Origin of the sequence: Pseudomonas sp. GM18, from assembly GCF_000282195.1 — a bacterium.
Taxonomy (GTDB): domain Bacteria; phylum Pseudomonadota; class Gammaproteobacteria; order Pseudomonadales; family Pseudomonadaceae; genus Aquipseudomonas.
Map to the genome: position 1 here is coordinate 1 of NZ_AKJT01000099.1, position 26,526 is coordinate 26,526.

Consider the following 26,526-nt stretch of genomic DNA (forward strand, 5'->3'; position numbering starts at 1 on the left):
CGGTATGCAAGGTTTTCCTGACGCAACGCGATAGCTGATTTCACGACGGCTACGCCGCCGAACGCAGCCTCGCAGGCTCGGCAGCTGCTACGGGGGGCAAGCAATCGTAAAGTGATTCAACCGCACCCAAACGGGCGCTTCCTCAGGGAAGCGCCCGTTTTCGTTCAGCCCGACGCAGGTTCTGCCGTGAATGGGGGGCGTTCGTCAGCCTCGCATGGCCATGAAGGTCCATATGAGCGCATAAATACGGGGTTTGCCCAAGCCTGGAGCGAGCCGCAAAGTCTGCTGAGGGGGCAGGCTAAAACGGTGGTTTGTATCAAGCAGAGGTCGCTTTTAACGCCATCTGCTGATTTCACGGTGTTGTAATGACGGTGTGCTGCAGCGTTGCATCGCCGCTCCCGAAACGCAGCGAATACCTGTTGCGCCATGACCTCAACGAACTTCAGGACCGCACTCAATGAGCTTTCTTCGCCCCAAATTCATTACGTTCGACTGCTACGGTACGCTGACCAATTTCCACATGGGCACGATGACTCGCGAACTGTTCGCCGACCGCGTGGTGCCCGAGCAGATGGATCAGTTCGTCAAGGATTTTTCCGCCTATCGTCTGGATCAAGTGATGGGCGACTGGCGGCCTTATGATGAGATTCTCAAGACCGCACTGGCACGGGTCTGCAAGCGTTGGGGCATCGAATACCGTGGCGAAGGTCAGCTGTATTACGACGCCGTGCCAACCTGGGGCCCGCACCCGGACGTGCCGGCCGGCCTGTCGAAAATCGCCGACAAGATCCCTCTGGTGATTTTCTCCAACGCCAGCAACAGCCAGATCATGTCCAACGTCGACAAGCTCGGCGCACCGTTTCACAAGGTCTTCACCGCCGAACAGGCCCAGGCCTACAAGCCACGTCTGGCCGCGTTCGAGTACATGCTCGACAACCTCAACTGCGGCCCGGAAGACATCTTGCATGTGTCTTCCAGTTTCCGTTACGACCTGATGCCGGCCCACGACATGAAGATCAAGAACAAGGCCTTCGTCGCCCGTGGTCACGAAGTTCCGGCCAATGCCTTCTACGGCTACCAGCAGATCACCGACATCGGTGGGCTGGCGGCGCTGGTCGGTCTCTGAGTTGAACGGTAACGGCTCTCTTCAAGGCACTCTTTTTGGTATAGGCGGGTTAGACATGGGCAGTGAATCCTACTGGCTCGACACCGCACCGGCCTTCACCGGTGCTCAGCCCGGTGCATTGCCCGGGCAGGTCGACGTGGCCATCGTCGGTGGCGGTTTCACCGGCCTGGCGGCGGCTCGCGCGCTGGCCTTGAAGGGCGCCAGCGTGGTGGTGCTGGAAGCCGGGAAAGTGATCGGCGAAGCCTCCGGACGCAACGGCGGCCAGTGCAACACCGGCGTTGCCCAGGACTACGCCGGGCTGAGCGCCAGCCTCGGTGCCGACAAGGCCCGGGCCTATTACCAGGCGTATGAAAGCGCAGTACAGAGCGTCGTCTCCCTGGTGGAGCAGGAGCAGATCGCCTGCGACCTCAAGCGCAACGGCAAGCTCAAACTGGCGGCCAAACCGCTGCACTACGAAGGCCTGGCGCGCACCTGCGACTTGATTCGCAAGGAAGTCGACGCCGAGGTCGAGTTGCTATCCGCCGAACAGACCCGCGCCGAAGTGAATTCGGCGCAGTTCCATGGCGGCTTGCTGCAGCGCAATGGTGTGCAGATGCACGTCGGACGCTTCGGCACCGGTTTGGCCGAGGCAGCCGCACGTCACGGCGCGCTGATCTATCAAGGCACGCCGGTGACGGACTGGAAGGCCCAGGCCGGCGGTTATCGGGTCAACACCGCCAAGGGTTCTTTGCACGCTGGGCAAGTATTGCTGGCGACCGGCGCTTGTCAGCACGGTGGCCTGGGCTGGTATCGGCGGCGGATTGTGCCGGTCGGCAGTTTCGTGATCGCCACTGAGGTGCTGCCGCAGTGGCTGATCGATCAACTGCTGCCCGGTCGGCGTGCCTATGTCACCAGCCGCATGATCGGTAACTACTTTCGCCTGACCCCGGACAACCGCTTGCTGTTCGGCGGCCGTGCACGGTTTGCCATGTCCGACAGCGTGTCCGACGCCAAAAGCGGCAAGGTGCTGCAAGCGGCGATGGTGCAGATGTTCCCGCAGTTGGCCGAGGTGAAAATCGACTACTGCTGGGGCGGGCTGGTGGACATGACCTCCGACCGTTTGCCTCGCGCCGGTCAGCATGGCGGGGTTTATCACTCCATGGGCTACAGCGGCCATGGGGTGCAGATGTCGGTGCACATGGGCCAGGTGATGGCCGAGGTGATGGCCGGCAAAGTCGAGGCCAATCCCTGGCGCGAACTCGACTGGCCAGCGATTCCCGGACATTTCGGCAAGCCGTGGTTCTTGCCGTTCGTTGGCGCTTACTACCGCCTCCAGGACTATTTGCATTGAGTTGATGTTGTGGCGTCACCGTCGTTTGCGTTTCCAGGACGCTCCGGACATCCGGAGCACTCGAATCTTCTGATTTTCGACAGGTACAACTGATATGACTGACAACAAGATCGACTCGAAACTGATTTCCGGCCAGGACAGCCTGCGGGTATTCGAAGGCCTCAATCGTGGTATGTCGCGTCGCCACGCCTTGCAGATGCTCGGCGTGGCGGGTGTTGCCGCAGCGGGTGCCGGTAGCCTGTTCGGCGCCGCCGGCAAGTTGTTCGCCGAAGAAGCGGCGACCCCGGGCAAAGGCAAGCCGGGCGGGCGGATTCGCGTCGCCGGCATGTCCAGTTCCACCGCCGACACCCTGGACCCGGCCAAGGGCGCGTTGTCTACCGACTACGTGCGTCACTTCATGTTCTACAACGGCCTGACCCGTTTCGACAGCCATCTGGTGCCGCAACTGGAACTGGCCGAGCGCATCGACAACACCGATGCGACGCTGTGGATCATCACCCTGCGCAAGGACGTGACCTTCCACAACGGCAAGACCCTGAGCGCCGCCGACGTGGTGTTCTCGCTGTCGCGTCACAAGGACCCGCTGACCGGTTCCAAGGTCATGCCGCTGATGGCGCAGTTCGAAGAGATCAAGGCCACCGGCACCCACGAAGTGCAGATCCGCCTGAGCGCGCCGAACGCCGAGCTGCCGTCGATCCTCGCCGTGTCGCACTTGTTGATCGTTCCCGAAGGCACCACCGACTTCAACCAGGGCATCGGCACCGGGCCGTTCAAGGTCAAGGAGTTCAAACCGGGCGTGCGCTCGATTGCCGCGCGCAACACCGGCTACTGGAAACCGGGCCTGCCATACCTGGACGAGATCGAATTCATTGCGATTGCCGACGAGCCGTCACGGGTCAACGCGTTGCTGTCGGGCGACGTGCACATGATCAACGAGGTCAACCCGCGCTCGACCACACGGATCAAGGCCAGCGCCAAACACCGGGTCGTCGATGCGCCGTCGGGCAACTACACCGACTTGATCATCCGTCAGGACCAGATGCCGGGTAAAAGCGCCGAATTCACTCAGGCGATGAAATACCTGCTGGACCGTGAACAAGTGAAATCCGCAGTGTTCCGTGGCTTTGCCGTCGTCGGTAACGACCATCCGATTTCCCCGGGCTCGCGCTACTACAACGCCGACCTGCCACAGCGGGCCTACGACCCGGAAAAAGCCAAATTCCTGCTGAAGAAGGCCGGCATGGAAAGCATCAGCATGCCGCTGGTGGCATCGCCCGCCGCGACCGGTTCGGTGGACATCGCCGTGCTGTTGCAGCAATCGGCGAAACAGGCCGGGCTCAAGCTCGACGTCAACCGCCTGCCCAGCGATGGCTACTGGTCCAACCACTGGATGAAGCATCCGCTGAGCTTCGGCAACATCAACCCGCGGCCGAACGCCGACGTGATGTTCTCGCAGTTCTTCCAGTCCAGCGCACCATGGAACGAGTCGGGCTGGAAGAACGATCAGTTCGACCAATTGCTGATGCTCGCCCGGGGTGAAACCGACGACGCCAAGCGCAGCAAGATGTACGCCGACATGCAGACCCTGGTGCATGAACACAGCGGCATCGGTGTGCCGGTGTTCATCAGCAACATCGACGGCGTCGACCAGCGCATCAAGGGCTACGGTAGCAACCCGTTGGGCGGCTTCATGGGCTACATGTTCGCCGAGCAGGTCTGGCTCGATGCCTGATCGGCCGCACACGGGTGTAAGCGGGGCTATTGCATGAGGGTAGGGCGATGAATAGCAACACACTGTGGTTGATCGGGCGGCGCCTGGGCGCGGCGATCGTGACCTTGTTGATCGTGTCCATGGTCGTGTTTGCGATCACGGCGGTACTGCCGGGGGACGCGGCGCAACAGGCGCTCGGGCAATTCGCCACGCCGGAACAGGTGGCGGCCTTGCGTCTGAAACTGGGGCTGGATCAACCCGGTGTGGTGCGTTACCTGCATTGGTTGATGAACTTGCTGAGCGGCGACATGGGGCAGTCAGTGTCCAATGCCTTGCCCGTCAGCGAGCTGATGGCCGGGCGGGTACCGAACACATTGATGCTGGCGGCCGTCACGGCGCTGGTGTCGGTGCCGGTGGCGCTGATCCTCGGCATCGGTTCGGCCATGGGCCGGGGCGGGCGTGTCGACAGTTTCCTCAGCTTCATCACCCTGGCCCTGGTCGCCGTGCCGGAGTTTCTGGTGGCGACCCTGGCGGTGCTGATTTTTGCGGTGAACCTGGGCTGGCTGTCGGCGTTGTCCTATGCCAGCGACATCACCTCACCGCTGCAATTTCTGCGTACCTATGCGTTGCCGGTGATGACCCTGTGCTGCGTGATTGTCGCGCAAATGGCGCGCATGACCCGGGCAGCGGTGATCGATCAACTCGACAGCGCCTACGTGGAAATGGCCCGGCTCAAGGGCGTAAGCCCGGTGCGGATCGTCCTGCGCCATGCCTTGCCCAACGCCATCGGGCCGATTGCCAATGCCATCGCCCTGAGCCTGTCGTACCTGCTGGGCGGGGTGGTGATCGTCGAGACGATCTTCAACTACCCCGGCATCGCCAGCCTGATGGTCGATGCGGTAACCAACCGTGACATGGCGCTGGTTCAGGCCTGCACCATGCTGTTTTGTACGGCGTACCTGGGGTTGGTGCTGATTGCCGACCTGTGCGCGATTCTTTCCAATCCGAGGCTGAGAAACCAATGAACGATCTCATTGCGAAATCGGCGCCTGCCGGACCCGAGCTGGCGCTGGGCAAGGTCTCCCATGGGCCATCGTGGCTCGGCCTGGTCGGGGCGGCGATGTGTGTGATCTGGTTGCTGGTGGCTATCTTCGGCCCTTGGCTGGCGCCGCACCCAGTGGGTGAAGTGATCTCCGATAACGTGTTCGATAGCCTCAGCGCGGCTTACCCGTTGGGCACCGATTACCTGGGCCGCGACATGCTCAGCCGGATCCTCGTCGGCGCGCGGTTCACTGTTGGCCTGGCGCTGATTTCGGCGGTGTTGGCCAGCACGTTGGGTACCGGATGTGCGCTGTTGTCGGTGGTCTCACCGAAATGGCTGGATGAAGTGATCAGCCGTTTGATGGATGCCTTTATTTCCATCCCGAGCAAGATGCTGGCGTTGATCATGGTTTCGGCGTTCGGTTCTTCGGTGCTGTTGCTGATCTGCACCGCAGTCCTGAGTTTCACCCCAGGCGCGTTCCGCATCGCCCGCAGCATGGCGGTGAATATCGAAGCGCTGGAGTATGTGCAAGTGGCCCGCACCCGTGGCGAGCGCCGGTTGTACATCGCTTGCGTGGAAATCCTGCCGAACATGCTCAACCCGGTGCTGACCGACCTGGGGTTGCGCTTCGGTTTCATCGTGCTGCTGCTCAGCGGCATGAGCTTCCTCGGCCTCGGCGTGCAACCGCCGGATGCCGACCTGGGATCGCTGGTGCGGGAGAACATCGGTGGCCTCAATCAGGGCGCGCCGGCCATCGTGATCCCGGCGTTGGCCATCGGCACCCTGACCATCGGCGTGAATCTGTTCATCGACCGACTGTCGTCACGGCGTAGTCGACGTACGGGAGGTCATTGAAATGAGTGATTTGATTCGAGTCGAAGACCTGCGCGTGGTCGCTTGCGGCGAGCGTGGCGAGGTGGAAATCGTCAAGGGCGTGAGCTTCTCCCTGGCCAAAGGCGAAGTACTGGCGCTGATCGGTGAGTCCGGCTCCGGCAAGACCACCATCGCCCTGGCGCTGCTCGGCTATGCCCGACGCGGTTGCAGATTGGCGTCCGGCGTGGTGCAGGTCGGCGAGCACGACATGCTGGCGTTGAGCGAAAGCGAACTGCAAGGCCTGCGCGGCAATCGGGTGTCGTACATCGCCCAGAGCGCCGCCGCTGCATTCAACCCGGCGAAGAAACTCATCGATCAAGTGGTGGAGGGCGCATTGATTCACGGCCTGGGCAGCCGGGCCGTGCTGGAAGCCAAAGCCGTCGAACTGTTCCGCGACCTGGCCCTGCCGGATCCCGATCACATCGGTCAGCGTTATCCGCATCAGGTGTCTGGCGGGCAGTTGCAACGGGTGATGGCGGCCATGGCGCTGATCAGCGACCCGTTGCTGGTGGTGCTCGACGAGCCGACCACCGCCCTCGACGTGACGACGCAGATCGACGTGCTGCGCGCCTTCAAGCGGGTGGTCCGCGAGCGTGGCGCGACGGCGGTCTATGTGTCCCATGATTTGGCCGTGGTCGCGCAGATGGCCGATCAGATTGTAGTGCTCAATGGCGGGCAGATTTTCGAGCAGAGCGCCACCGCGCCACTGCTCAAAGGCCCGGCCCACGAATACACCCGCAGCCTGCTGTTGGCGGCACGGCCGGACACGACGATTCGCCCACCCTGCGGCATCGCCGAAGAAACACCGCTGCTGACCATCCAGGGGCTGACCGCCGGTTACGGCAACAAGAACCTGCAAGGCATGCCGGCGATTCGCGTGCTCGAAGACATCGACCTGACCGTGCGCCGAGGCCAGGCCATCGGCGTGATTGGCGAGTCGGGCTCCGGCAAGTCGACCCTGGCGCGGGTGGTGGCCGGGTTGCTGACGCCGGCATTGGGCGGCCTGACCTTCGATGGTCAGCCACTGGGCGGCAGCCTGTCCGAGCGCACCGATGAGCAGTTCCGACGGATTCAGATGGTGTTCCAGAATGCCGACACCGCGCTCAACCCGATGCACAGCGTCGGCACCATTCTGAGCCGTCCGCTGAAAATGTACTTCGGCCTCAAGGGCGCTGCGTTGCGCGAGCGTATCGGCGAACTGCTGGACCTGGTGCGCTTGCCGCGCGCCATGGCCGAACGCCGTCCGAATGAGCTGTCTGGCGGGCAAAAGCAGCGAGTCAACCTGGCGCGGGCCCTGGCGGCCAAACCGGACCTGATCCTCTGCGACGAGGTGACCTCGGCGCTGGACACCGTGGTCGGCGCGGCGATTCTCGAACTGCTGCGCGACCTGCGTCAGCAACTGGGCGTGTCGTATCTGTTCATCAGTCACGATATTTCCACCGTGCGCGCGCTGTGCGACGACATTGTGGTGATGTACAGCGGCCACAAGGTCCAGGCCGGCAGTCGGCAGTCGTTTGCCCAGGCACCGTTCCATCCCTACACCGACCTGTTGATCCATTCGGTACCGGAACTGCGTCAGGGCTGGCTGGAAAACTGCGGCACCACGTGCGGCACGCTGCCGCCAATCGGCGCCAAGGCCAATGTGCCGGAGCTGTGCACTTTTCTCAGTCGCTGCCCGGTGCGGGTCGACGGCCTGTGCAATCACACCGCGCCGAACCGGCGGATCATCGACGGCGGTAGCGAAATTCTTTGTCATCACGACAGTGCCGAGTTGCTGAAGACTCAGCAGGGTTTATCCACCATGAGCCTGGGAGCCTATGCATGAAAGGGCGTTTTGTGAGGTTGGCCGAGCAGGGCCGGCCGACCGTCCAACTGACGGTGGACGGTTCACCTATCGAGGCATTGCAGGGCGACACGCTGATGGTCGCGTTACTGACCCAGGGCTCGGCGCTGCGCCAATCAGAGTTCGATTCGGGTCGCCGCGCCGGTTTCTGCCTGATGGGCGCCTGCCAGGATTGCTGGGTCTGGACCCGCAGCGGCGAACGTTTGCGCGCCTGCTCCAACGAAGTCCGCGAAGGGCTGGACATCGTCACCAAACAACCGGAGGCGATATGGCCACTGCACGGCTGAGCGCTCAACGAATCGTTATTGTCGGCGCCGGGCCGGCCGGCATTCGCTGTGCCGAAACGCTACTGGCCGCTGGCCTCAAACCGATTCTGATCGACGAGAATCGCCGGGATGGCGGGCAGATCTACCGCCGTCAGCCCGAAGGTTTTACCCGGGATTACGCCACCCTGTATGGCACCGAAGCGGCCAAGGCGAAAAACCTGCACCAGAGCTTCGACCGTTTGCGCGGGCAAATCGACTACCGCCCCGACACGCTGGTGTGGAACCTGACGCCGGGGCAATTGTGCTGCGTCAGCCAGGGCAAGCATTCGACGGTGGATTATGACGCGCTAATTCTGTGCACCGGCGCCACCGACCGCTTGATGCCGATCGAAGGCTGGCAGTTGGCAGGCACCTACAGCCTTGGCGGCGCGCAGATCGCGCTCAAGTCCCAGGCGGTTTCCATCGGCCACCGCGTGCTGTTCATGGGCAGCGGGCCGTTGCTGTATCTGGTCGCCAGCCAATATGTCAAAGCTGGTGCCAATGTGGTGGCGGTGCTCGACACTTCGCCCATCAGCAAGCGCATCGCGGCACTGCCGAAGCTGATGGCGCGTCCGGGATTGCTGTTCACCGGGATGAAGCTACTGGCGCAGTTGTACCGGGCGAAAATCCCGGTGCATCTGGGGATTTCGCCGCTTCAGGTGCAGGGCGATGCGGCCAGCGGTGTCAGTGGTGTACGGGGGCGTACCGCTCGCGGTGAGACGTTAACGGTGGATTGTGATGCTGTGGCATTGGGTTATCACTTGCGCCCGGAAACCCAATTGGCCGATCTGGCCGGTTGCCGCATGCGCTTTGACGAAGCGTCCAGCCAATGGTGGCTGGCCGTCGATGAAGAGGGCCGCACCTCGGTCAACGGTGTGTATGCCGCCGGGGACGGTTCGAAGATTCGCGGCGCCGATGCCGCCGAGCACGCCGGGCGACTGGTGGCGATGGCGTTGCTGGAAGATTTGCAGCAACCGGTGAACGCCGGTTTGCGTGACGAACAACGGCACGCGCTGGCGGTGATGGATGAGTTTCGCCTCGGCCTGGCCCAGGCGTTTCCCTGGCCTGCGGCGCAAGCCAAAGCCTTGCCGGACTCAGCCATCGTCTGTCGCTGCGAGATGATCAGCGCCGGCGAGTTGCGCCGTACCGTCAGTGAGAAGGGGGCCTGTGAAGTCAATCGGGCCAAGGCCTTCAGCCGGGTCGGCATGGGCCGCTGCCAGGGGCGTTATTGCTCCCAGGCCGGGGCCGAAGTGATCGCCGCCGCAGCGGGCGTCAGCGTGCAACAGGTCGGCCGGCAGCGTGGGCAGGCGCCGGTCAAACCCCTTTCGATGCTCACCGAGGAGGTGTCGCCATGACGCTACACAAAGCCGATGTGGTGATTGTCGGCGGCGGCCTGATGGGCTCGGCGGCAGCGTTTTTCCTGCGTCAGCGCGGGCAGTCGGTGATTTTGCTGGAGCGCGACCAGATCGGTCAGTACGCCAGCGGGGTGAACTTCGGCAACGTCCGGCGTCAGGGCCGCTTCCTTGGTCAACTGGAGTTGGCCAACCGTTCCTGGGCGCTGTGGAAGCGCTTGCCAGAGCTGATCGACGACGACCTCGAATTCATTGCCAGTGGGCACATGCGCGTGTGTTACCGCGAGGATGAAATCCCTGAACTGGAAGCCTATGCGGCAGCGCCCGAGGCGGCGCAGCTGGATTTGAAAATCTATCGTGGCGCCGAGCTGCACCAGCGCTTTCCGTTCCTCGGGCCGGACGTGAAGGGCGGTTCTTACGCGCCCCACGACGGCCACGCCAACCCGCGTCTGGCCGCGCCGGCATTTGCCCGGGCTGCCCGCCGCCTCGGGGCACGGATCGAGGAACAGACCGAAGTCGCCGAGGTGCAGAAAGTGGCCGGCGAGTTCACGGTGACCACCACCGACGGCCGCCAGTTCTGCGCCGAGCGTTTGCTGATCACCGCCGGCGCCTGGGGCCAGAAGCTCTCGGCGCAGTTCGGCGAGCCGGTGCCGCTGGATACCCACGGCCCGCAAATGGCCGTGACTGAACCAGTGCCGTACGCGTTGCCGACGGTGATCGGCGTGTACACCAAAATTCCCGAGGAAGTGATCTACTTCCGGCAGATCCCGCGCGGCAACATCATCATCGGCGGCGGCTACCGCAGTAAACCGGACATGCTCAACCGCCGCGCCTATGTCGAGCCGCGCAGCATCCTCAATCAAATGGATCAGATGCGTCGCCTGCTGCCGGGTGTCGGCAACCTGAACATCATCCGCGTATGGAGCGGCATTGAAGGCTATCTGCCCGATTCCCTGCCCGTAATGGGCCCCAGCGGCAACGTTGACGGTTTGTACTACGCGTTCGGCTTCTGCGGTCACGGCTTCCAGCTCGGCCCAGGCGTCGGCGACGTGATGGCCGAATTGATCAGTACCGGCAGCACCAGCACTTCGATTGAACCGTTCTCCATCCGCCGGTTCGCCCCTTCAGCCGAACAACGGACAACCGAGCAAAGGAGCAAGGCCTCATGAAACCCCGCGTACTGGAGATTCTCAAACGCCTGATGGCCTTCGACACCGTGTCTTCGGAGTCGAACATGGCCCTGATCGAATACGTGCGCGATTTGCTGCTGACCAAGGGCATCGAGTCGCTGATCGTCAAGGACGAAAGCGGCAAGAAGGCCAACCTGTTCGCCAGTACCGGCCCCAAGGAATTACCGGGCATTCTGTTGTCTGGCCACACCGACGTGGTGCCGGCGGCGGGGCAGGCCTGGACCTTCCCGACGTTTCAGGCGACGGTACAGGACGGGCGGATTTACGGGCGGGGCAGTTGCGACATGAAGGGGTTTATCGCGTTGGCCATCGACGCCATGCTCGATGCCGCCGACCGTTCGTTGAGCCGACCGCTGCAAATCGCCCTGTCCCATGACGAAGAAACCGGTTGTGTCGGTGTGCGCCGTTTGCTCGACGTGCTGCACCTGGCGCCGGTACGACCTTTTTTGTGCCTGATCGGTGAGCCGACCAACATGCAGTTCGTGCTGGGGCACAAGGGCAAGGGTTCTTACCGCACTTACTGCCGTGGTCTGGAAGCGCATTCCTCCTTGGCACCGCGTTCGGTCAATGCGATTCATGTGGCCTGCGATTTCATCGCGGCACTGCGCCAGAGCCAGCAACACCTGCAAGAGCAGGGCGCGCAGGATGCCGATTACGACGTGCCTTACAGCACCGTGCACGTGGGGCAGATTGTCGGAGGCAAGGCGCTGAACATCGTGCCGAACCTGTGCACCCTGGATTTCGAGGTACGTAACTTGCCGGCGGACGATCTGGACCAGTTCCTGGAGCAGATGCGCGAGCGTGCCGAAGTGATCGTGCGCGAGGCGAAAAAGCTGTCCAGCGTGGCAGACATCGAGATCGAAACCCTCAATGTCTATCCGGGCCTCGATACCCACCCGAGCGTTGAAGCGGTGCGCTTCCTGAAAAACTTCGCCGCCCCGGATACCGGCACCGCCAAAGTCTCGTTCGGCACCGAAGGCGGGTTGTTCAAGCAGCGTCTGGACGTGCCGGTAGTGGTCTGCGGCCCGGGCTCGATCGAACAGGCGCACAAGCCGGACGAGTTCATCGAGATCAGCCAGATGCAGGCTGGGGAGAGGTTTCTGGAAGGATTGCTGGGCTCCCTGAAACTTTGAAATCGTCAAGATCTTTTGAATGATCGTTCCCATGCTCCGCGTGGGAATGCAGCCCGGGACGCTCTGCGTCCCAAGAGCGGACGCAGAGCGTCCATTGAAGCATTCCCACGCAGAGCGTGGGGACGATCAGTCGGTAGAGCCTGCCGTCCCACCGCGAATTTCAGCATCCAACACTGCCCATCAAACGCTTTCAGCATCCTCATCCGTGGCGTCTCCCTAGACTGGGAAATGTCTCGGATCAGGACTCGACCATGCTCAAGAATCGTTTGAAAGACCCCAGCCTTTTAGCAGAACTCGCTTATGTGGACGGGCAGTGGATCGGCGCCGATAACGCCGCAACCCTGGACGTCATCGACCCGGCCACCGGCCAGTTGCTCGCCCGGGTGCCGGCCATGCAGGGCGTGGAAACCCGACGCGCCATCGAAGCCGCCGAGCGGGCCTGGCCGGCGTGGCGTGCGCGCCCGGCGGCGGAGCGTGCAGCGCTGTTGGAGCGCTGGTATCAGGCGATGATCGACAACCTCGACGACCTCGCCTTGATCATGACCTGCGAGCAGGGCAAGCCGCTGAACGAAGCCAAGGGTGAAATCCGCTACGGTGCCGGGTTCGTCAAATGGTTCGCCGAAGAGGCCCGCCGGGTCTACGGCGAAACCATGCCGGCCCCCAGCGGCGACCGTCGCCTGCTGACCCTCAAGCAACCGGTCGGCGTTTGCGCCGCGATCACCCCGTGGAATTTCCCCAACGCGATGATCACCCGCAAGTGCGCGCCGGCCCTGGGCGCCGGGTGCCCGATCATCGTTAAACCCTCGGACCTGACCCCGTTGTCGGCCCTGGCCCTGGCCGTACTCGCCGAACGCGTCGGCATTCCGGCCGGGGTGTTCAACGTGCTGACCGGGATGCCCGCCGGCATCGGCGAAGAGCTGACCGGCAACCCGACGGTACGCAAAATATCCTTCACCGGTTCCACCGCGGTCGGTCGGCTACTGATGCGCCAGAGTGCCGAACACATCAAGCGCTTGAGCCTGGAACTGGGCGGCAACGCGCCGTTCATTGTGTTCGACGACGCCGACCTGGAGCAGGCCGTGGCCGGCATCATGCTCAGCAAGTTCCGCAATGCCGGGCAGACCTGCGTCTGCGCCAACCGCATTCTGGTGCAGGACGGCATCTACGAACGCTTCGCCCAGCGACTGGTGGAAGAGGTCGGCAAGCTCAAAGTCGGCAATGGCCTGGACGCCGACGTGACCATCGGCCCGCTGATTAACCCGGCGGCGGTGAGCAAAGTCGCCCGGCACATCGACGATGCCCTGAGCCAGGGCGCGCGTTTGCTCTGCGGCGGTATTCCGGAGGGCGACAGCCAGTTCGTTCAGCCAACCGTCCTTGGCGACACCCACGCCGGCATGTTGCTGGCCAATGAAGAAACCTTCGGCCCGGTGGCGCCATTGATGCGGTTTACCTCTGAGGCCGAAGCGCTCGCCTTGGCCAATGCCACGCCTTTTGGTCTGGGTGCCTACTATTTCACTCAGGACTTGCGCCGGTCCTGGCGGTTCGGCGAGGCGCTGGAATTCGGCATGGTCGGCCTCAACACCGGGATCATTTCCATGGAAGTCGCACCGTTCGGCGGCATCAAGCAGTCTGGGCTGGGCCGCGAAGGCAGCAAGTACGGCCTGGATGAATACCTTGAAGTCAAAGCCTTCCACATCGGTGGGCTGTAACCCGGCAACGATTGCACTGTCATTTTGCGAGGCATGATTGATGAGTAAACCATTCAGAATCGCCGCGATTGCCGGCGATGGCATCGGCAAGGAAGTCCTGCCCGAAGGCTTGCGGGTACTGGAGCAGGCCGCGAAGAAGTGGCAACTGGAGTTGAGCATCGAAGTGCTCGACTGGGCTCACTGCGATTACTACCTGGAACATGGGCAGATGATGCCCGACGATTGGTTCGACCAGCTCAAGGGTTTCGACGCGATCTACTTTGGCGCCGTCGGCTGGCCAGACAAGGTGCCGGACCACATTTCCCTGTGGGGCTCGCTGCTGAAGTTTCGCCGCGACTTCGACCAATACGTGAACATTCGCCCGGTTCGGTTGTTTCCCGGCGTGCCGTGCCCGCTGGCCGGGCGCAAACCGGGGGACATCGATTTCGTGGTGATCCGCGAGAACACCGAGGGCGAGTATTCCTCGGTCGGTGGCAAGATGTTCGAAGGCACCGAGCATGAATTCGTGCTGCAAGAGTCGGTGTTCACCCGGCGCGGCGTGGACCGGATTCTCAAGTTCGCCTTCGACCTGGCCCAGACCCGACCGCGCAAACGCCTGACGGCGGCGACCAAATCCAACGGGATTTCCATCAGCATGCCGTACTGGGACGAGCGCACGGCGTTGATGGCCGCGCAGTACCCGGACATCACCTGGGACAAGCAGCACATCGACATCCTGTGCGCGCGTTTTGTGCTGCAACCGGACCGGTTTGATGTGGTGGTGGCGTCGAACCTGTTCGGCGACATTCTGTCCGACCTAGGCCCGGCCTGCGCCGGCACCATCGGCATCGCACCGTCGGCCAACCTCGATCCCGAGCGGCGGTTTCCGTCGCTGTTCGAACCGGTGCATGGCTCTGCTCCGGATATCTACGGGCGCAACATCGCCAACCCGATCGCGATGATCTGGTCTGGCGCGTTGATGCTGGATTTTCTGGGCAACGGCGATGAGCGTTATCGAGCCGCTCATGATGGGATTCTGCAAGCGATTGAAAGGGTGATTGCCGAGGGGCCGATTACTCCGGACCTCGGCGGGCAGAGCTCAACTCAGGAGGTCGGCAAGGCGATCGCACAGGCGCTTTAAAGCCCGCGATGCACTCCTTGTGTAGCAGCTGTCGAGCCTGCGAGGCTGCGTTCGGCGACGAAGTCGTCGTAAATCCCCGGTTTAGCTGAAACACCGCAGTGCCTGATTTCACGACTGCTGCGCAGCCGAACGCAGCCTCGCAGGCTCGACAGCTGCTACAGCCGAACGCAGGGGATCAGTCTTCCTTGCGAATCGTGGCCACGTCATCGGCGCGGACTTGCACTTTCGCCCCGGAAATATCCTCGAACTCGAAGAAGCCGTCCTTGCCCTTGGTGTTCGGCATGTCCTTGGTCAAATACTGGGTGCCGTTCTGCAGGGTCACGACCGTTGGCGTCGAGCAACCGGCCAGGGCCAGAAAGGCCGCTACCGCCAGGGGCAAAGCCAGAGTCTTGATATTCATACACACCTCCATCACTCAATAAAAACAATGCGAACGCCTCATTCGAGATCAATCCTCATCGTGCTTCTAACGCCGTTGGTGCGATGGAATGGCAGAAAGTTCGATGGTCACCCGAAAATTGCCCGATTGCGTCGCCACTGATCCTTTTCCGTTTGCACCGGGTGGGGCATAGCTGGTATCTGTACGCATAACCAGTATTCGCTTGCCATGGCCCGATTGCCCGTGATTGTAAATCCGCTCGATGACCCGTTCTATTACTTGAACAACTTCATGCAAGTGCTTGATTGGCTTGAGCATCGTTATGCCGATGTACTCCGCATCGAAGAGCAGGACTTCATTCGCGACTTCAACCGACTGCCCCGCGAGTCCCAGGCTTTGCTGGTCAGGCTGGTGATGCGCAAGGGCGTGCATTTCAGGGCCGGCAAACTGAGTTACGTCGAGATCGGCGACATCGCCAGTGCCGCGGCGCCGCTGCTGGCATTGGGCTGGATCGATGAGCAGATGCCATTGCCCATCGAGGAAGTATTCGAGGTGCTGCTCAAGGCCGAGATTCTCCAGTGTTTTGGCGACGCCATCGATCAACCGAAAGGTAAAAAGAGCGATTGGCTGCCGGCCCTGAGCGAGCAGTTTCCCCAAAAGCAACGTTTTGCCCAGTGGTGCCCGGCACTGGATGACCGGCTGTTCAGCCTGACCATCATGGGCCTGTGCGACCGTCTGCGCCTGATGTTCTTCGGCAACCTTTATCAGGACTGGTCGGAATTCGTGCTGGCCGACCTGGGCATCTACATCTACGAGAAAGTCGAGTTTTGCGCTGAGTCCCGAGGCTTGCGCAGTCGCGAGGACGTCGACGCCTGCCTGTTCCTGCACAACTGTCAGCAGCATTTCGAGGCCGGTGAAGACGTGGCGGTGGTTGTGGAGCAGATCAACGGGCTGGAACTCGCCAATCCCTGGCTGCAAAGACGTCGGGCCAAATTGCTGTTCCAGATCGCTCAGCACTGCGAACGCATGGCGGATTTTTCCACCGCCCTGAGCCTCTACCGCGATTGCGCCTACCCCGGCGCGCGCCTGCGGCTGATTCGGGTGCTGGAGCGCTGTGGTGAATTTCAACTGGCGATGGACCTGGCGAGCCACGCCGAGCAAGCCCCGGAAAGCGCCACCGAACATCAGCATTTATTACGCGTGCTGCCCAGGCTGCGGCGCAAACTGGGCGGGCCGCCGATCAAGCGGCCAGCCCCGCGGGCCATGCAGCGTCTGGACCTGCAATTGCCCCGGCACGATCCGGCGTTGTCGGTGGAGTATTACGTTCAGGCGCATCTGGCGGACGAGTTGGCACCGGTGCATTACGTCGAGAACAGCCTGATCAACTCGCTGTTCGGGTTGCTGTGCTGGCCGGCGATCTTCGCCCCGTTGCCGGGGGCATTTTTTCACCCATTCCAGCGCGGGCCGGTGGACCTGCACAACGAAGACTTTCATGTGCGGCGTGCGGATCTGTTCCAGGCCTGCCTCGCCGAACTCGATGACGGGCGTTACGCCCAGACCATCCGCGAGCGTTACATCGCCAAGTGGGGTGTGCAGTCGCCGTTCGTATTCTGGGGCGCGCTGAGCGAGGAACTGCTGGAGCAGGCGCTCGACTGTCTGCCCGCCGAACACCTCAAGCACTGGTTCAATCGACTGCTGCTCGACATCAAGGCCAACCGTGCCGGTATGCCGGACCTGATCCAATTCTGGCCGCAACACAAGACCTACCGGATGATTGAAGTAAAAGGCCCCGGCGATCGCCTGCAAGATAATCAGGTACGTTGGTTGGAGTTCTGTCACGAGCACCAGATGCCGATTGCCGTTTGCTACGTGCAATGGGTGGAGCAGGGCGCTTGAGCTACAGCATCGCGGTGCGGGCGTTGTGTGAATTCACCGCCAAGGTCGGCGACCTTGACCTGCGCTTCACCCCGTCGCCAACCGCGCTGGAAGGCATTGTCGGCCATCGCACGGTGGCGTCACGACGCAGCGAGGGTTATCAGAATGAGGTCGCGCTCGAGGGCCAGTATCAAACCTTGACCGTGAAAGGCCGGGCGGACGGCTACGATCCGGGGCAAAACTGCCTCGAAGAAGTCAAAACCTACCGGGGCGACCTGAGCAAGCAACCGGCCAACCACCGGCAGTTGCACTGGGCGCAGGCGAAAGTCTATGGCTGGTTGATGTGCCGGAAACTGGATCTGGCGCAGATCGACCTGGTGCTGGTGTATTTCGACATCGTCAGCGAAAAAGAAACCCGTCTGGTCGAGACCTTCAGCGCCGCTGAATTGCAGCTGTTCTTCGAGCACCACTGCGGGTTGTTCCTGCACTGGGCCGAGCAGGAAATGGCCCATCGGGAAGGGCGCAATCTGGCGGCTCAACAGCTGAGCTTTCCCCATGCCGATTTTCGCCCCGGCCAACGGCATCTGGCCGAATCGGTGTTCAAGGCGGTCAGCACCGGTCGCTGCCTGATGGCCCAGGCGCCGACCGGTATCGGCAAGACCATCGGCACACTGTTCCCGATGCTCAAGGCCCTGGCGCCGCAGCAACTGGACAAGGTGTTTTTTCTCACGGCGAAAACCCCGGGGCGCAAACTGGCGCTGGACGCCGCCCGCGTCATCCTCGACAGCGCCGATGCGCAGCCGTTGCGAATCCTCGAGATGATTGCCCGGGACAAGGCTTGCGAACACCCGGACAAAGCCTGCCACGGCGAGTCCTGCCCGTTGGCCCAGGGTTTTTATGATCGCCTGCCGGCCGCGCGCCAGGCCGCCAGTGAACTGAGCCTGCTGAACCAGAGTGCTTTGCGTGAGATAGCCCTGCAGCACGAGGTTTGTCCTTATTACCTGAGCCAGGAAATGGCCCGCTGGGCGGACGTGGTGGTCGCCGACTACAACTACTATTTCGACTTCAGCGCGTTGTTGTTCGGGCTGGCCCAGGCCAATAACTGGAACGTCGCGGTGCTGGTGGACGAGGCCCACAACCTGGTGGAGCGCGGCCGGCAGATGTACAGCGCCAGCCTCGACCAGGCGACCTTGAACGGCGTACGAAAAACCGCGCCTGAGCCGTTGAAGAGATCCTTGCAGCGGGTCAATCGTGAATGGAATGCCCTGCACGATCAGCAACTCGGCCCCTATCAGGCCTACGACAAAGCCCCGGAAAAACTGCTTCAGGCCTTGTCCTTGTGCTGCGCGAGCATCGGCGACTACCTGAATGATCACCCTCAGGGGCTGGACAGCGGGTTGCAGAATTTTTACTTCGACATGCTGCAATTCGGCCGCGTGGCTGAACTGTTCGACGAGCATTTTCTATTCGACATCAGCAAGCGCGACCTCGAGCGCAAGCGCAACCTGTCGCAGCTGTGCCTGCGCAATGTGGTGCCCGCCGGTTTCATCCGCCCGCGCCTGACCGCAGCGCGCAGCACGGTGCTGTTTTCCGCGACCCTGAGCCCCCGGCATTACTACGCCGACTTGCTGGGCACTCCGGCGAATACGGTATGGATCGATGTGGAATCGCCATTTCACGCCGATCAGCTGCAAGTACACATCGTCAGCCAGATATCCACGCGGTTCGTCCACCGTCAGGCGTCCCTTGCGCCCATCGTCGAGCTGATCGCCAAACAGTTCAGCCAACGGCCCGGCAACTATCTGGCGTTTTTCAGCAGTTTCGATTATTTGCAGCAAGTGGCGCAGTTGCTGGCCGAGCGGTATCCGCAGATCACGCTGTGGTCGCAGTCCCGGGGCATGGGGGAAGCACAGCGTCAGGAATTTCTCGACCAGTTCACCGCCGACGGGCAGGGCATCGGGTTTGCGGTGCTGGGTGGCGCGTTCGGTGAAGGCATCGATTTGCCCGGCGCACGATTGATTGGCGCCTTCATCGCCACCCTGGGGCTGGCGCAACTCAATCCGGTCAATGAACAGATGAAACAGCGCATGGCGGCGATTTTCGGTGCCGGTTATGACTACACCTACCTGTTTCCCGGCGTGCAGAAAGTGGTGCAGGCAGCGGGGCGGGTGATCCGTACCCGGCAGGATCAAGGGATGGTGATGCTGATCGACGACCGGTTTTGCGAGAGCAAGGTCAAGCAATTACTGCCGCGCTGGTGGGCGGTCGAGAAGGCACACAAATCCCCTTGTGGGAGCGAGCCTGCTCCCACAAGGGATGTGTTGTGTCATTGAGTCCGAGTGGAGTCAGACCTTACGGTTACGCAAACTACGCTCCATCCGCGCAATCCCTTCTTCCAGCAACGCCCGTGGGCAGCCGAAGTTCAGGCGCACGAATTGCTGGGCGTGATCGCCGAAATCCAGCCCGGCGCTCAGCCCGACCTTGGCCTGTTCGAGGAAGAATTGCTGCGGGTTGTCCAGCCCCAGTGCCGTGCAATCGAGCCACGCCAGATAAGTGCCCTGGGGAACGTTCATGGTCACACCCGGCAACCGCGTGCGAACCGCCTCCACCAGATAATCCCGATTGCTTTGCAGGTAGGCCATGAGTTCAGTCAGCCAGGGATGGCCTTCGCTGTAGGCGACGCGGGTGGCTTCCAGGCCCAGCGGGTTGACGCTGTCGACCATACCGCAGCGGGCATGATTGACCCGATGGAGCAGCGCTGCGTCCTGAATGATCATGAACGCAGTCTTCAGGCCGGCGATGTTGTAGGCCTTGCTGGCCGACATCAGGGTGATGGTGCGTTTGGCGATCTCTGGACTGAGCGAGGCGGTCGGAATATGCACGCGCCCATCGAAGCACAGCTCGGAATGGATCTCGTCGGAGATGATCCAGGCATTCTGTTCCAGGCAGATGTCGGCAACCGCTTGCAGTTCTTCGCGCGGGAAGACCTTGCCCAGCGGGTTATGCGGGTTACTCAACAGCAGCGCACCGCCGCCTTGCAGCGCCTGGCGCAAGGCGTCGAGTGGCGTGGTATACGTGCCATCGGCCAGCGCGTTGAAGTCCAGTTCGACTTTGTTCAGCTGCCAATGGCCCGGCGCATGGCGCAGTGGCGGGTAGTTGGGCGTTTGCACGACCACGTTCTGTTGCGGCTGAACCAGTGCATGCAGGGCCATGTTGAAGCCCGACTCGATACCCGGCAGGAACACCAGTTCCTGGGGCTGCACGCGCCAGGCGTACTTGTTCCACAGGTCGGCGACGATGGCGTCGCGCAAGTCATCCTGGGCCACGCTGTAACCGAGCATCGGGTGTTCCAGGCGTTTTTGCAGGGCCTGAATGATCGCTGGCGGTGCGGCGAAGTCCATGTCGGCGACCCACATCGGCAACACGTCGGCCGGGTAACGGCTCCACTTGGTACTGCCGGTGCCATGGCGGTCGAACACCTGATCAAAATCGAAAGTCATGCTCAGTCTCATAAAAGGCAGAGGGGGTAATCCGGCGGCCATGATAAGCGCCAACCTTCACCGCTGGCGAGTTGTGCAACGGAGCATGACCGGCAAGCCGCCGACGGTCGGTTTTCAGACCGCACAGCACAACATTGTCTAAAGTTCTAATTGGCGGTAGTTCCGTTGCCGTCACCGTGATCGTCCAGAAAAACCCGGCCAACGCACCGGGTTTCCACCTGATCAGGAGTGCACGATGGACCTCAACCGTCGTCAGTTCTTCAAGGTCGCTGGTCTCGGCCTTGCAGGCTCTAGCCTCGGCGCGCTGGGCATGGCCCCGACGCCAGCCTTCGCCGAACAAGTGCGTCATTTCAAGCTCGCCCATACCCATGAAACCCGCAACACCTGCCCGTACTGCTCGGTCGGCTGCGGCTTGATCATGTACAGCCAGGGCGACAATGCGAAGAATGTCGCCCAGAGCATCATTCACATCGAAGGCGATGCCGACCACCCGGTCAATCGCGGCACCCTCTGCCCAAAAGGCGCAGGCCTGCTCGACTTCATTCACAGCCCCAGCCGTCTGCAATACCCGCAAGTGCGCAAGCCCGGCACCAAGGAGTGGACGCGGATCTCCTGGGATGAAGCGCTGGACCGTATCGCCGACCTGATGAAGGCCGACCGTGACGCCAACTTCATCGAGAAGAACGCCCAGGGGCAAACGGTGAACCGCTGGCTGACCACCGGTTTCCTCGCGGCCTCGGCCTCGTCCAACGAAGCGGGTTACATCACCCACAAGGTCATTCGCAGTCTGGGCATGCTGGGGTTCGATAACCAGGCACGTGTCTGACATGGCCCGACGGTGGCAAGTCTTGCCCCGACGTATGGCCGTGGTGCCATGACCAACCACTGGACCGATATCGCCAACGCGAATCTGGTTCTGGTGATGGGCGGCAACGCAGCAGAAGCGCACCCTTGCGGTTTCAAATGGGTCACCGAAGCCAAAGCCCACAACAAGGCGCGGCTGATTGTGGTCGACCCGCGTTTCACCCGTACGGCCTCGGTGGCGGACTATTACGCGCCGATCCGCACCGGCACCGACATCGCCTTCATGGGCGGGCTGATCAATTACCTGCTGACCGAAGACAAGATCCAGCATGAATACGTGCGGGCCTATACGGACGTGTCGTTCATCGTCAAGGCTGGCTTCGGTTTCGAGGACGGCTTGTTCAGCGGTTACGACGCGAGCAAGCGCAGCTACACCGACAAGTCCGGCTGGGGTTATGAGATCGGCGAGGACGGCTTTGCCAAAGTCGACCCGACCTTGCAGGACCCACACTGCGTCTATCAATTGATGAAGCAGCATTACAGCCGCTACACCCTGGAGCTGGCCAGTCAGGTCTGTGGCATGCCCACCGACGCGATGCAGAAAATCTGGGAAGAGATCGCCACGTGCTCGCAACCGGGCAAAACCATGACGATTCTCTACGCCCTGGGCTGGACCCAGCACTCGATCGGCTCGCAGATGATCCGCAGTGCGGCCATGGTGCAACTGCTGTTGGGCAACATCGGCATGCCGGGCGGTGGCGTCAACGCTTTGCGCGGGCACTCCAACATCCAGGGCCTGACCGACCTCGGCTTGCTCTCCAACTTGCTGCCCGGTTACCTGACCCTGCCGGCCGAAGCCGAACAGGACTACAACGCCTACATCGCCAAACGCGCACTCAAACCGCTGCGTCCCGGGCAGATGTCCTACTGGCAGAACTACGGCAAGTTCCACGTCAGCCTGATGAAAGCCTGGTACGGCGCCAATGCCACCGCCGAGAATCACTGGGGCTACGACTGGCTGCCGAAACTGGACATTCCCGGCTACGACATCCTGAAAATGTTCGACATGATGGGCAAGGGCCAGGTCAACGGCTACATGTGCCAGGGCTTCAACCCGATCGCCGCCTTGCCGGACAAGAACCGGGTGATGAAGGCACTTGCCAAGCTCAAGTGGCTGGTGGTGATGGACCCGCTGGCCACCGAAACCTCGGAGTTCTGGCGCAACGTCGGGCCTTACAACGATGTGCAAACGGCCGACATCCAGACCGAAGTCATCCGCCTGCCCACCACCTGTTTCGCCGAAGAAAACGGCTCGCTGGTCAACAGCGGTCGCTGGCTGCAATGGCACTGGAAGGGTGCCGATGGCCCAGGCCAGGCGCGCACCGACGTGAAGATCATGAGCGAGCTGTTCTTGCGCCTGCGCCAGCGCTACCAGGCCAATGGCGGTGCCTGGGCCGAGCCGATCCTCAAGCTCGACTGGCCGTACAAGATCCCCGATGACCCGACGCCAGAGGAGCTGGCCCGGGAATTCAACGGCTACGCCATCGCCGATGTCACCGACGCCTCGGGTGCGGTGGTCAAGGCCGGTCAGCAGTTGTCCGGTTTCGCCCAGCTCAAGGACGATGGCAGCACGGCGTCCGGTTGCTGGATCTTCTGCGGCAGCTGGACCGAGCAGGGCAACAACATGGCCCGGCGTGATAACAGCGATCCGTTTGGCATGAAGCAGAACCTGGGCTGGGCCTGGGCCTGGCCGATGAACCGGCGGATTCTCTACAACCGCGCCTCTTGCGACCCTCAAGGCAAACCGTGGGATGCGAAAAAACGGCTGGTGTGGTGGAACGGCAAGGTCTGGACCGGCACCGACGTGCCCGACTACAAGGCCGATGTACCGCCGGAAGCCGGGATGAACCCGTTCATTATGAACCCCGAAGGCGTGGCGCGTTTCTTCGCCCTCGACAAGATGAACGAAGGGCCATTCCCCGAACACTATGAACCGTTCGAGACGCCCATCGGCATCAACCCGATGCACCCCAACAACAAACAGGCGACCAGCAACCCGGCCGGGCGGATCTTCGATTCGGTCTGGGACACCCTGGGCCAGGCCAAGGACTTCCCATATGCGGCGACCAGCTACCGGCTGACTGAACATTTCCACTTCTGGACCAAGCATTGCCCGATCAACGCCGTGACCCAGCCCGAGCAGTTCGTCGAGATCGGCGAGGCGCTGGCCAAGGAGAAGGGGATTGCCGCCGGCGACCGGGTTCGAGTCAGTTCCAAGCGCGGGCATATCGAAGCGGTGGCGGTGGTGACCAAGCGGATTCGTCCGCTGCTGGTCAACAACCAGACCGTGCACCAGATCGGTATTCCGTTGCACTGGGGCTTCACCGGCGCCACCCGTCACGGTTACCTGACCAACACCCTGGTGCCGTTCCTCGGCGATGGCAACACCCAGACCCCGGAATCCAAGTCATTCCTGGTCAACGTGGAGAAAGTCTAAATGGCCAGCCAAGACATCATCGCCCGTTCGGCCACCACTACCGTGCCGCCCTCGGTGCGCACGCAAGAGGAAGTGGCCAAGCTGATCGACACCACCAAATGCATCGGCTGCAAGGCCTGCCAGGTCGCCTGCTCGGAATGGAACGAGCTACGCGACGACGTCGGTCACAACCTCGGCACCTACGACAACCCTCACGACCTTAGCGCAGACACCTGGACCCTGATGCGCTTCACCGAGCATGAAACCGACGCCGGCAACCTCGAATGGCTGATCCGCAAGGACGGCTGCATGCACTGCGCCGAGCCCGGCTGCCTGGCGGCCTGCCCGAGCCCCGGTGCGATCATCAAGCACGCCAACGGCATCGTCGATTTCGATCAGGACCACTGCATCGGCTGCGGCTATTGCATCACCGGTTGCCCGTTCAACATTCCGCGTATCTCGCAAAAGGACCACAAGGCCTATAAATGCACGTTGTGCTCGGACCGGGTGGCGGTGGGGCTGGAGCCGGCCTGCGTGAAAACCTGCCCGACCGGGGCCATCGTGTTCGGCAGCAAGGAAGACATGAAGGAACACGCCGCCGAACGCATCGTCGACCTCAAGAGTCGCGGCTTCGAAAACGCCGGTTTGTATGACCCTGCCGGCGTCGGCGGCACCCACGTGATGTATGTGCTGCACCATGCCGACACGCCCAGGTTGTATGCCGGTTTGCCGGATCACCCGGCGATCAGTCCGCTGGTGGACCTGTGGAAAGGCCTGAGTAAACCCTTGGCGCTGTTGGCCATGGGCGCGGCGGTGCTGGCCGGGTTCTTCCACTACGTGCGCGTCGGGCCGCAATTGGTCGAGGAGGACGAACATCCGGCCACCGTCGACCCTGCCGTGCATGAGTTCGATCCTTCGGTGCACACATTCGATCCAAGCAAACCCGGCGGGGAGGACAGGCCATGAACGACAAACCGATCGTGCGCTACACCGTCAACCAGCGCACCAACCACTGGCTGGTGGCGATTGCGTTCCTGATGGCCGCGCTGTCGGGGCTGGCCTTGTTCCATCCGGGGTTGTTCTGGCTCAGCAATTTGTTTGGCGGCGGTTCGTGGACGCGCATTTTGCATCCATACCTGGGCGTGACGATGTTTGTGCTGTTCCTCGGCCTGGTGTGCAGTTTCTGGCGGGCGAATTACTTCAGCACCAACGACCGGCTGTGGCTCAGGCATGTCGGAAGCGTGATGCGTAACGAGGAGGAGGGCGTGCCACCGATCGGCAAGTACAACCCGGGCCAGAAGTTGCTGTTCTGGGTGTTGCTGATCTGCATGCTGGTGCTGCTGTTCAGCGGACTGGTGATCTGGCGCGCCTGGTTCAGTGCGTACTTCGGCATCACCAGCATTCGCTGGGCGATGCTGCTGCATGCGTTGGCGGGGTTCATTCTGGTGCTGAGCATCATCGTTCATGTCTACGCGGGTATCTGGATTCGCGGCTCGGTCGACGCCATGGTGCATGGCCGGGTCAGCCGCGCCTGGGCGAGAAAACACCATGGGCTCTGGTACCGGGAAGTGACCGGCGACGAGACACCTGAGCGACCGATCAGCAAAAAAGGATGACCCCTTGGCCACGATCCTCGAGCCTGGGCAGATAGAAGCGGCGGCGAGTTCACCGCCGTTTCTGTACCTGCCACCGAACAACCTGTTCACCCTGCGCGCGCTGCGCCTGGAACGTTTGGCCGATGGCCATCCCATGGCGGACTATCTGCGCTTGATCGCGCAGCTGTGCCACGTCCAGCAGCACCTGATGGACAATCCACCCGTGGCCGCCATGCCCGATCCCGAACGCCTGCGACTATGCCAGCAACACGGCTTGCCACCGTTCGCCGCCGACAGTTTGGTGCGTGAAAACGTTTGGCTGCCATACCTCGAAGCCTTGTTGCAACGCTATCAGCCACCGCCACACGCTGCGGTAGAAAACGCCGTAGCGACTTTGCGCAGCGCGAACCCAGGGCTGCTCAAAGCGTGGGCGATTGCCTTGGTCAGCGGCCAGTACTCGCTGCTGCCGGCAGCGCTGGTGCCGTTTCTCGGCGCCGCGCTGCAAGTGGCCTGGAGTTATTGGTTGCTGAACACGCCCAACCTTGAACTGACGCGCGGCGACAGCCTCAGCCAATGCCCGGCCTGCGGTTCGCCGGCGATGGCCGGGGTGATTCGTCATCGCGGCAAGTACAACGGTTTGCGTTATCTGGTGTGCTCGCTGTGTGCCTGCGAATGGCATGTGGTGCGGGTCAAATGCGTGTATTGCGAACAGAGCAAGGGGCTGGAATACGTCAGCTTCGAGGATGATCGCCACGCCGCCAATCAGGCACCGTTGCGGGCGGAGGTCTGTCCCGGCTGCAACAGCTACCTGAAACTGATCTACCTGGAAAACGACGCCGAAGCCGAAGCCCTGTCGGCGGACCTGTCCAGCCTGATGCTGGACATGCGCCTGGAGCAGGAAGGTTACCAACGCCCAGCGCCCAATCTGCTGCTGGCAACAGGCGAACAGTAGCTCCAACGCTGCGATCTGTAGCAGCTGTCGAGCTTGCGAGGCTGCGTTCGGCTGCGAGGCAGTCGTCAGTCCGACAGCCATGGTGCACCTGACACACCGCAATGCCTGATTTTACGACTGCTTCGCAGCCGAACGCAGCCTCGCAAGCTCGACAGCTGCTACGGGCGGACGCAGCCTTCGGCAGCCGCTACAAAGGTTCTGTCGCGGCTGG

General features: G+C 62.0%; 20 protein-coding genes. 18 read left to right on the forward strand and 2 right to left on the reverse strand.

Translation table 11 applies throughout. The features are described from left to right. Window positions 1–457: 457 nt before the first annotated feature. The 12 genes from PMI21_RS04155 to PMI21_RS04100 all read left to right on the forward strand — a co-directional run bounded on the left by PMI21_RS04155 (window position 458) and on the right by PMI21_RS04100 (window position 14,734). Entirely contained in the window at window positions 458–1,126 is a 669-nt protein-coding gene (locus tag PMI21_RS04155) for a haloacid dehalogenase type II (protein WP_007941147.1), read from the forward strand. 55 nt (window positions 1,127–1,181) lie between these two features. Next, window positions 1,182–2,456, forward strand: coding sequence for an NAD(P)/FAD-dependent oxidoreductase (locus tag PMI21_RS04150; RefSeq protein WP_007941148.1), 1,275 nt, complete (start codon window positions 1,182–1,184; stop codon window positions 2,454–2,456). A 94-nt stretch (window positions 2,457–2,550) separates the two neighbouring features. After that, window positions 2,551–4,188, forward strand: coding sequence for an ABC transporter substrate-binding protein (locus tag PMI21_RS04145; protein WP_007941149.1), 1,638 nt, complete (start codon window positions 2,551–2,553; stop codon window positions 4,186–4,188). Between the two features lie 47 nt (window positions 4,189–4,235). Further along, window positions 4,236–5,192: an ABC transporter permease gene (locus PMI21_RS04140; protein ID WP_007941150.1), complete on the forward strand. Its 957-nt coding sequence runs from the start codon at window positions 4,236–4,238 to the stop codon at window positions 5,190–5,192. Next, a complete protein-coding gene (locus PMI21_RS04135) occupies window positions 5,189–6,064 on the forward strand; it encodes an ABC transporter permease (RefSeq protein WP_007941151.1) in 876 nt (291 codons plus the stop codon). Before PMI21_RS04140 ends, PMI21_RS04135 begins: the two co-directional genes overlap by 4 nt. Before the next feature lies 1 nt (window position 6,065). Then, window positions 6,066–7,907, forward strand: coding sequence for an ABC transporter ATP-binding protein (locus tag PMI21_RS04130; RefSeq protein WP_007941152.1), 1,842 nt, complete (start codon window positions 6,066–6,068; stop codon window positions 7,905–7,907). Further along, on the forward strand, window positions 7,904–8,212 hold the full coding sequence (locus PMI21_RS04125; RefSeq protein ID WP_007941155.1) for a (2Fe-2S)-binding protein: 309 nt from the start codon (window positions 7,904–7,906) through the stop codon (window positions 8,210–8,212). The genes PMI21_RS04130 and PMI21_RS04125 overlap by 4 nt, the downstream gene beginning before the upstream one ends. Next, window positions 8,194–9,585, forward strand: coding sequence for an FAD/NAD(P)-dependent oxidoreductase (locus PMI21_RS04120; RefSeq protein ID WP_007941157.1), 1,392 nt, complete (start codon window positions 8,194–8,196; stop codon window positions 9,583–9,585). The genes PMI21_RS04125 and PMI21_RS04120 overlap by 19 nt, the downstream gene beginning before the upstream one ends. Then, window positions 9,582–10,751, forward strand: coding sequence for an NAD(P)/FAD-dependent oxidoreductase (locus PMI21_RS04115; protein WP_007941159.1), 1,170 nt, complete (start codon window positions 9,582–9,584; stop codon window positions 10,749–10,751). Before PMI21_RS04120 ends, PMI21_RS04115 begins: the two co-directional genes overlap by 4 nt. Next, window positions 10,748–11,905 carry an acetylornithine deacetylase gene (gene argE / locus PMI21_RS04110; protein WP_007941160.1) on the forward strand — a complete coding sequence of 386 codons (1,158 nt, stop codon included), beginning with the start codon at window positions 10,748–10,750 and terminating at the stop codon, window positions 11,903–11,905. Before PMI21_RS04115 ends, argE begins: the two co-directional genes overlap by 4 nt. Window positions 11,906–12,156: 251 nt before the next feature. Next, window positions 12,157–13,614: an NAD-dependent succinate-semialdehyde dehydrogenase gene (locus PMI21_RS04105; RefSeq protein WP_007941161.1), complete on the forward strand. Its 1,458-nt coding sequence runs from the start codon at window positions 12,157–12,159 to the stop codon at window positions 13,612–13,614. A gap of 40 nt (window positions 13,615–13,654) precedes the next feature. Continuing rightward, a complete protein-coding gene (locus PMI21_RS04100) occupies window positions 13,655–14,734 on the forward strand; it encodes a tartrate dehydrogenase (RefSeq protein ID WP_007941162.1) in 1,080 nt (359 codons plus the stop codon). A 175-nt stretch (window positions 14,735–14,909) separates the two neighbouring features. Here PMI21_RS04100 and PMI21_RS04095 read toward each other — a convergent pair whose 3' ends face one another. Next, the gene (locus tag PMI21_RS04095; RefSeq protein ID WP_007941163.1) at window positions 14,910–15,134 is read right to left on the reverse strand and encodes a YgdI/YgdR family lipoprotein; all 225 of its coding nucleotides are present in this window, start codon (window positions 15,132–15,134) and stop codon (window positions 14,910–14,912) included. 207 nt (window positions 15,135–15,341) lie between these two features. Between PMI21_RS04095 and PMI21_RS04090 the strand changes: the two genes are divergently transcribed. Next, entirely contained in the window at window positions 15,342–17,009 is a 1,668-nt protein-coding gene (locus PMI21_RS04090) for a VRR-NUC domain-containing protein (RefSeq protein WP_007941164.1), read from the forward strand. After that, the gene (locus PMI21_RS04085) at window positions 17,006–19,321 is read left to right on the forward strand and encodes an ATP-dependent DNA helicase (RefSeq protein ID WP_007941165.1); all 2,316 of its coding nucleotides are present in this window, start codon (window positions 17,006–17,008) and stop codon (window positions 19,319–19,321) included. Before PMI21_RS04090 ends, PMI21_RS04085 begins: the two co-directional genes overlap by 4 nt. Window positions 19,322–19,333: 12 nt before the next feature. On the opposite strand, the gene PMI21_RS04080 is transcribed toward PMI21_RS04085, so the two are convergent. Continuing rightward, the gene (locus tag PMI21_RS04080; protein WP_007941167.1) at window positions 19,334–20,488 is read right to left on the reverse strand and encodes a MalY/PatB family protein; all 1,155 of its coding nucleotides are present in this window, start codon (window positions 20,486–20,488) and stop codon (window positions 19,334–19,336) included. Between the two features lie 235 nt (window positions 20,489–20,723). Here PMI21_RS04080 and fdnG point away from each other — a divergent pair, with 235 nt between their 5' ends. From fdnG to fdhE, 4 genes are read left to right on the forward strand one after another with little or no spacing between them, the layout of a single operon-like run. Continuing rightward, window positions 20,724–23,789 carry a formate dehydrogenase-N subunit alpha gene (gene fdnG / locus PMI21_RS04070; protein ID WP_157214326.1) on the forward strand — a complete coding sequence of 1,022 codons (3,066 nt, stop codon included), beginning with the start codon at window positions 20,724–20,726 and terminating at the stop codon, window positions 23,787–23,789. Then, window positions 23,790–24,734 carry a formate dehydrogenase subunit beta gene (gene fdxH / locus PMI21_RS04065; protein ID WP_007941170.1) on the forward strand — a complete coding sequence of 315 codons (945 nt, stop codon included), beginning with the start codon at window positions 23,790–23,792 and terminating at the stop codon, window positions 24,732–24,734. Further along, window positions 24,731–25,384: a formate dehydrogenase subunit gamma gene (locus PMI21_RS04060; RefSeq protein ID WP_007941171.1), complete on the forward strand. Its 654-nt coding sequence runs from the start codon at window positions 24,731–24,733 to the stop codon at window positions 25,382–25,384. Before fdxH ends, PMI21_RS04060 begins: the two co-directional genes overlap by 4 nt. A gap of 4 nt (window positions 25,385–25,388) precedes the next feature. Beyond that, window positions 25,389–26,315, forward strand: a complete 927-nt coding sequence (fdhE, locus tag PMI21_RS04055; protein ID WP_007941172.1) for a formate dehydrogenase accessory protein FdhE — start codon at window positions 25,389–25,391, stop codon at window positions 26,313–26,315. Window positions 26,316–26,526 lie beyond the last annotated feature (211 nt).

Coding starts and splice junctions, on each gene's coding strand:
- PMI21_RS04155 (WP_007941147.1), top strand. CDS start 458: ATGAGCTTTCTTCGCCCCAAATTCATTACGTTCGACTGCTACGGTACG.
- PMI21_RS04150 (WP_007941148.1), top strand. CDS start 1,182: ATGGGCAGTGAATCCTACTGGCTCGACACCGCACCGGCCTTCACCGGT.
- PMI21_RS04145 (WP_007941149.1), top strand. CDS start 2,551: ATGACTGACAACAAGATCGACTCGAAACTGATTTCCGGCCAGGACAGC.
- PMI21_RS04140 (WP_007941150.1), top strand. CDS start 4,236: ATGAATAGCAACACACTGTGGTTGATCGGGCGGCGCCTGGGCGCGGCG.
- PMI21_RS04135 (WP_007941151.1), top strand. CDS start 5,189: ATGAACGATCTCATTGCGAAATCGGCGCCTGCCGGACCCGAGCTGGCG.
- PMI21_RS04130 (WP_007941152.1), top strand. CDS start 6,066: ATGAGTGATTTGATTCGAGTCGAAGACCTGCGCGTGGTCGCTTGCGGC.
- PMI21_RS04125 (WP_007941155.1), top strand. CDS start 7,904: ATGAAAGGGCGTTTTGTGAGGTTGGCCGAGCAGGGCCGGCCGACCGTC.
- PMI21_RS04120 (WP_007941157.1), top strand. CDS start 8,194: ATGGCCACTGCACGGCTGAGCGCTCAACGAATCGTTATTGTCGGCGCC.
- PMI21_RS04115 (WP_007941159.1), top strand. CDS start 9,582: ATGACGCTACACAAAGCCGATGTGGTGATTGTCGGCGGCGGCCTGATG.
- argE (WP_007941160.1), top strand. CDS start 10,748: ATGAAACCCCGCGTACTGGAGATTCTCAAACGCCTGATGGCCTTCGAC.
- PMI21_RS04105 (WP_007941161.1), top strand. CDS start 12,157: ATGCTCAAGAATCGTTTGAAAGACCCCAGCCTTTTAGCAGAACTCGCT.
- PMI21_RS04100 (WP_007941162.1), top strand. CDS start 13,655: ATGAGTAAACCATTCAGAATCGCCGCGATTGCCGGCGATGGCATCGGC.
- PMI21_RS04095 (WP_007941163.1), bottom strand. CDS start 15,134: ATGAATATCAAGACTCTGGCTTTGCCCCTGGCGGTAGCGGCCTTTCTG.
- PMI21_RS04090 (WP_007941164.1), top strand. CDS start 15,342: ATGGCCCGATTGCCCGTGATTGTAAATCCGCTCGATGACCCGTTCTAT.
- PMI21_RS04080 (WP_007941167.1), bottom strand. CDS start 20,488: ATGACTTTCGATTTTGATCAGGTGTTCGACCGCCATGGCACCGGCAGT.
- fdxH (WP_007941170.1), top strand. CDS start 23,790: ATGGCCAGCCAAGACATCATCGCCCGTTCGGCCACCACTACCGTGCCG.
- PMI21_RS04060 (WP_007941171.1), top strand. CDS start 24,731: ATGAACGACAAACCGATCGTGCGCTACACCGTCAACCAGCGCACCAAC.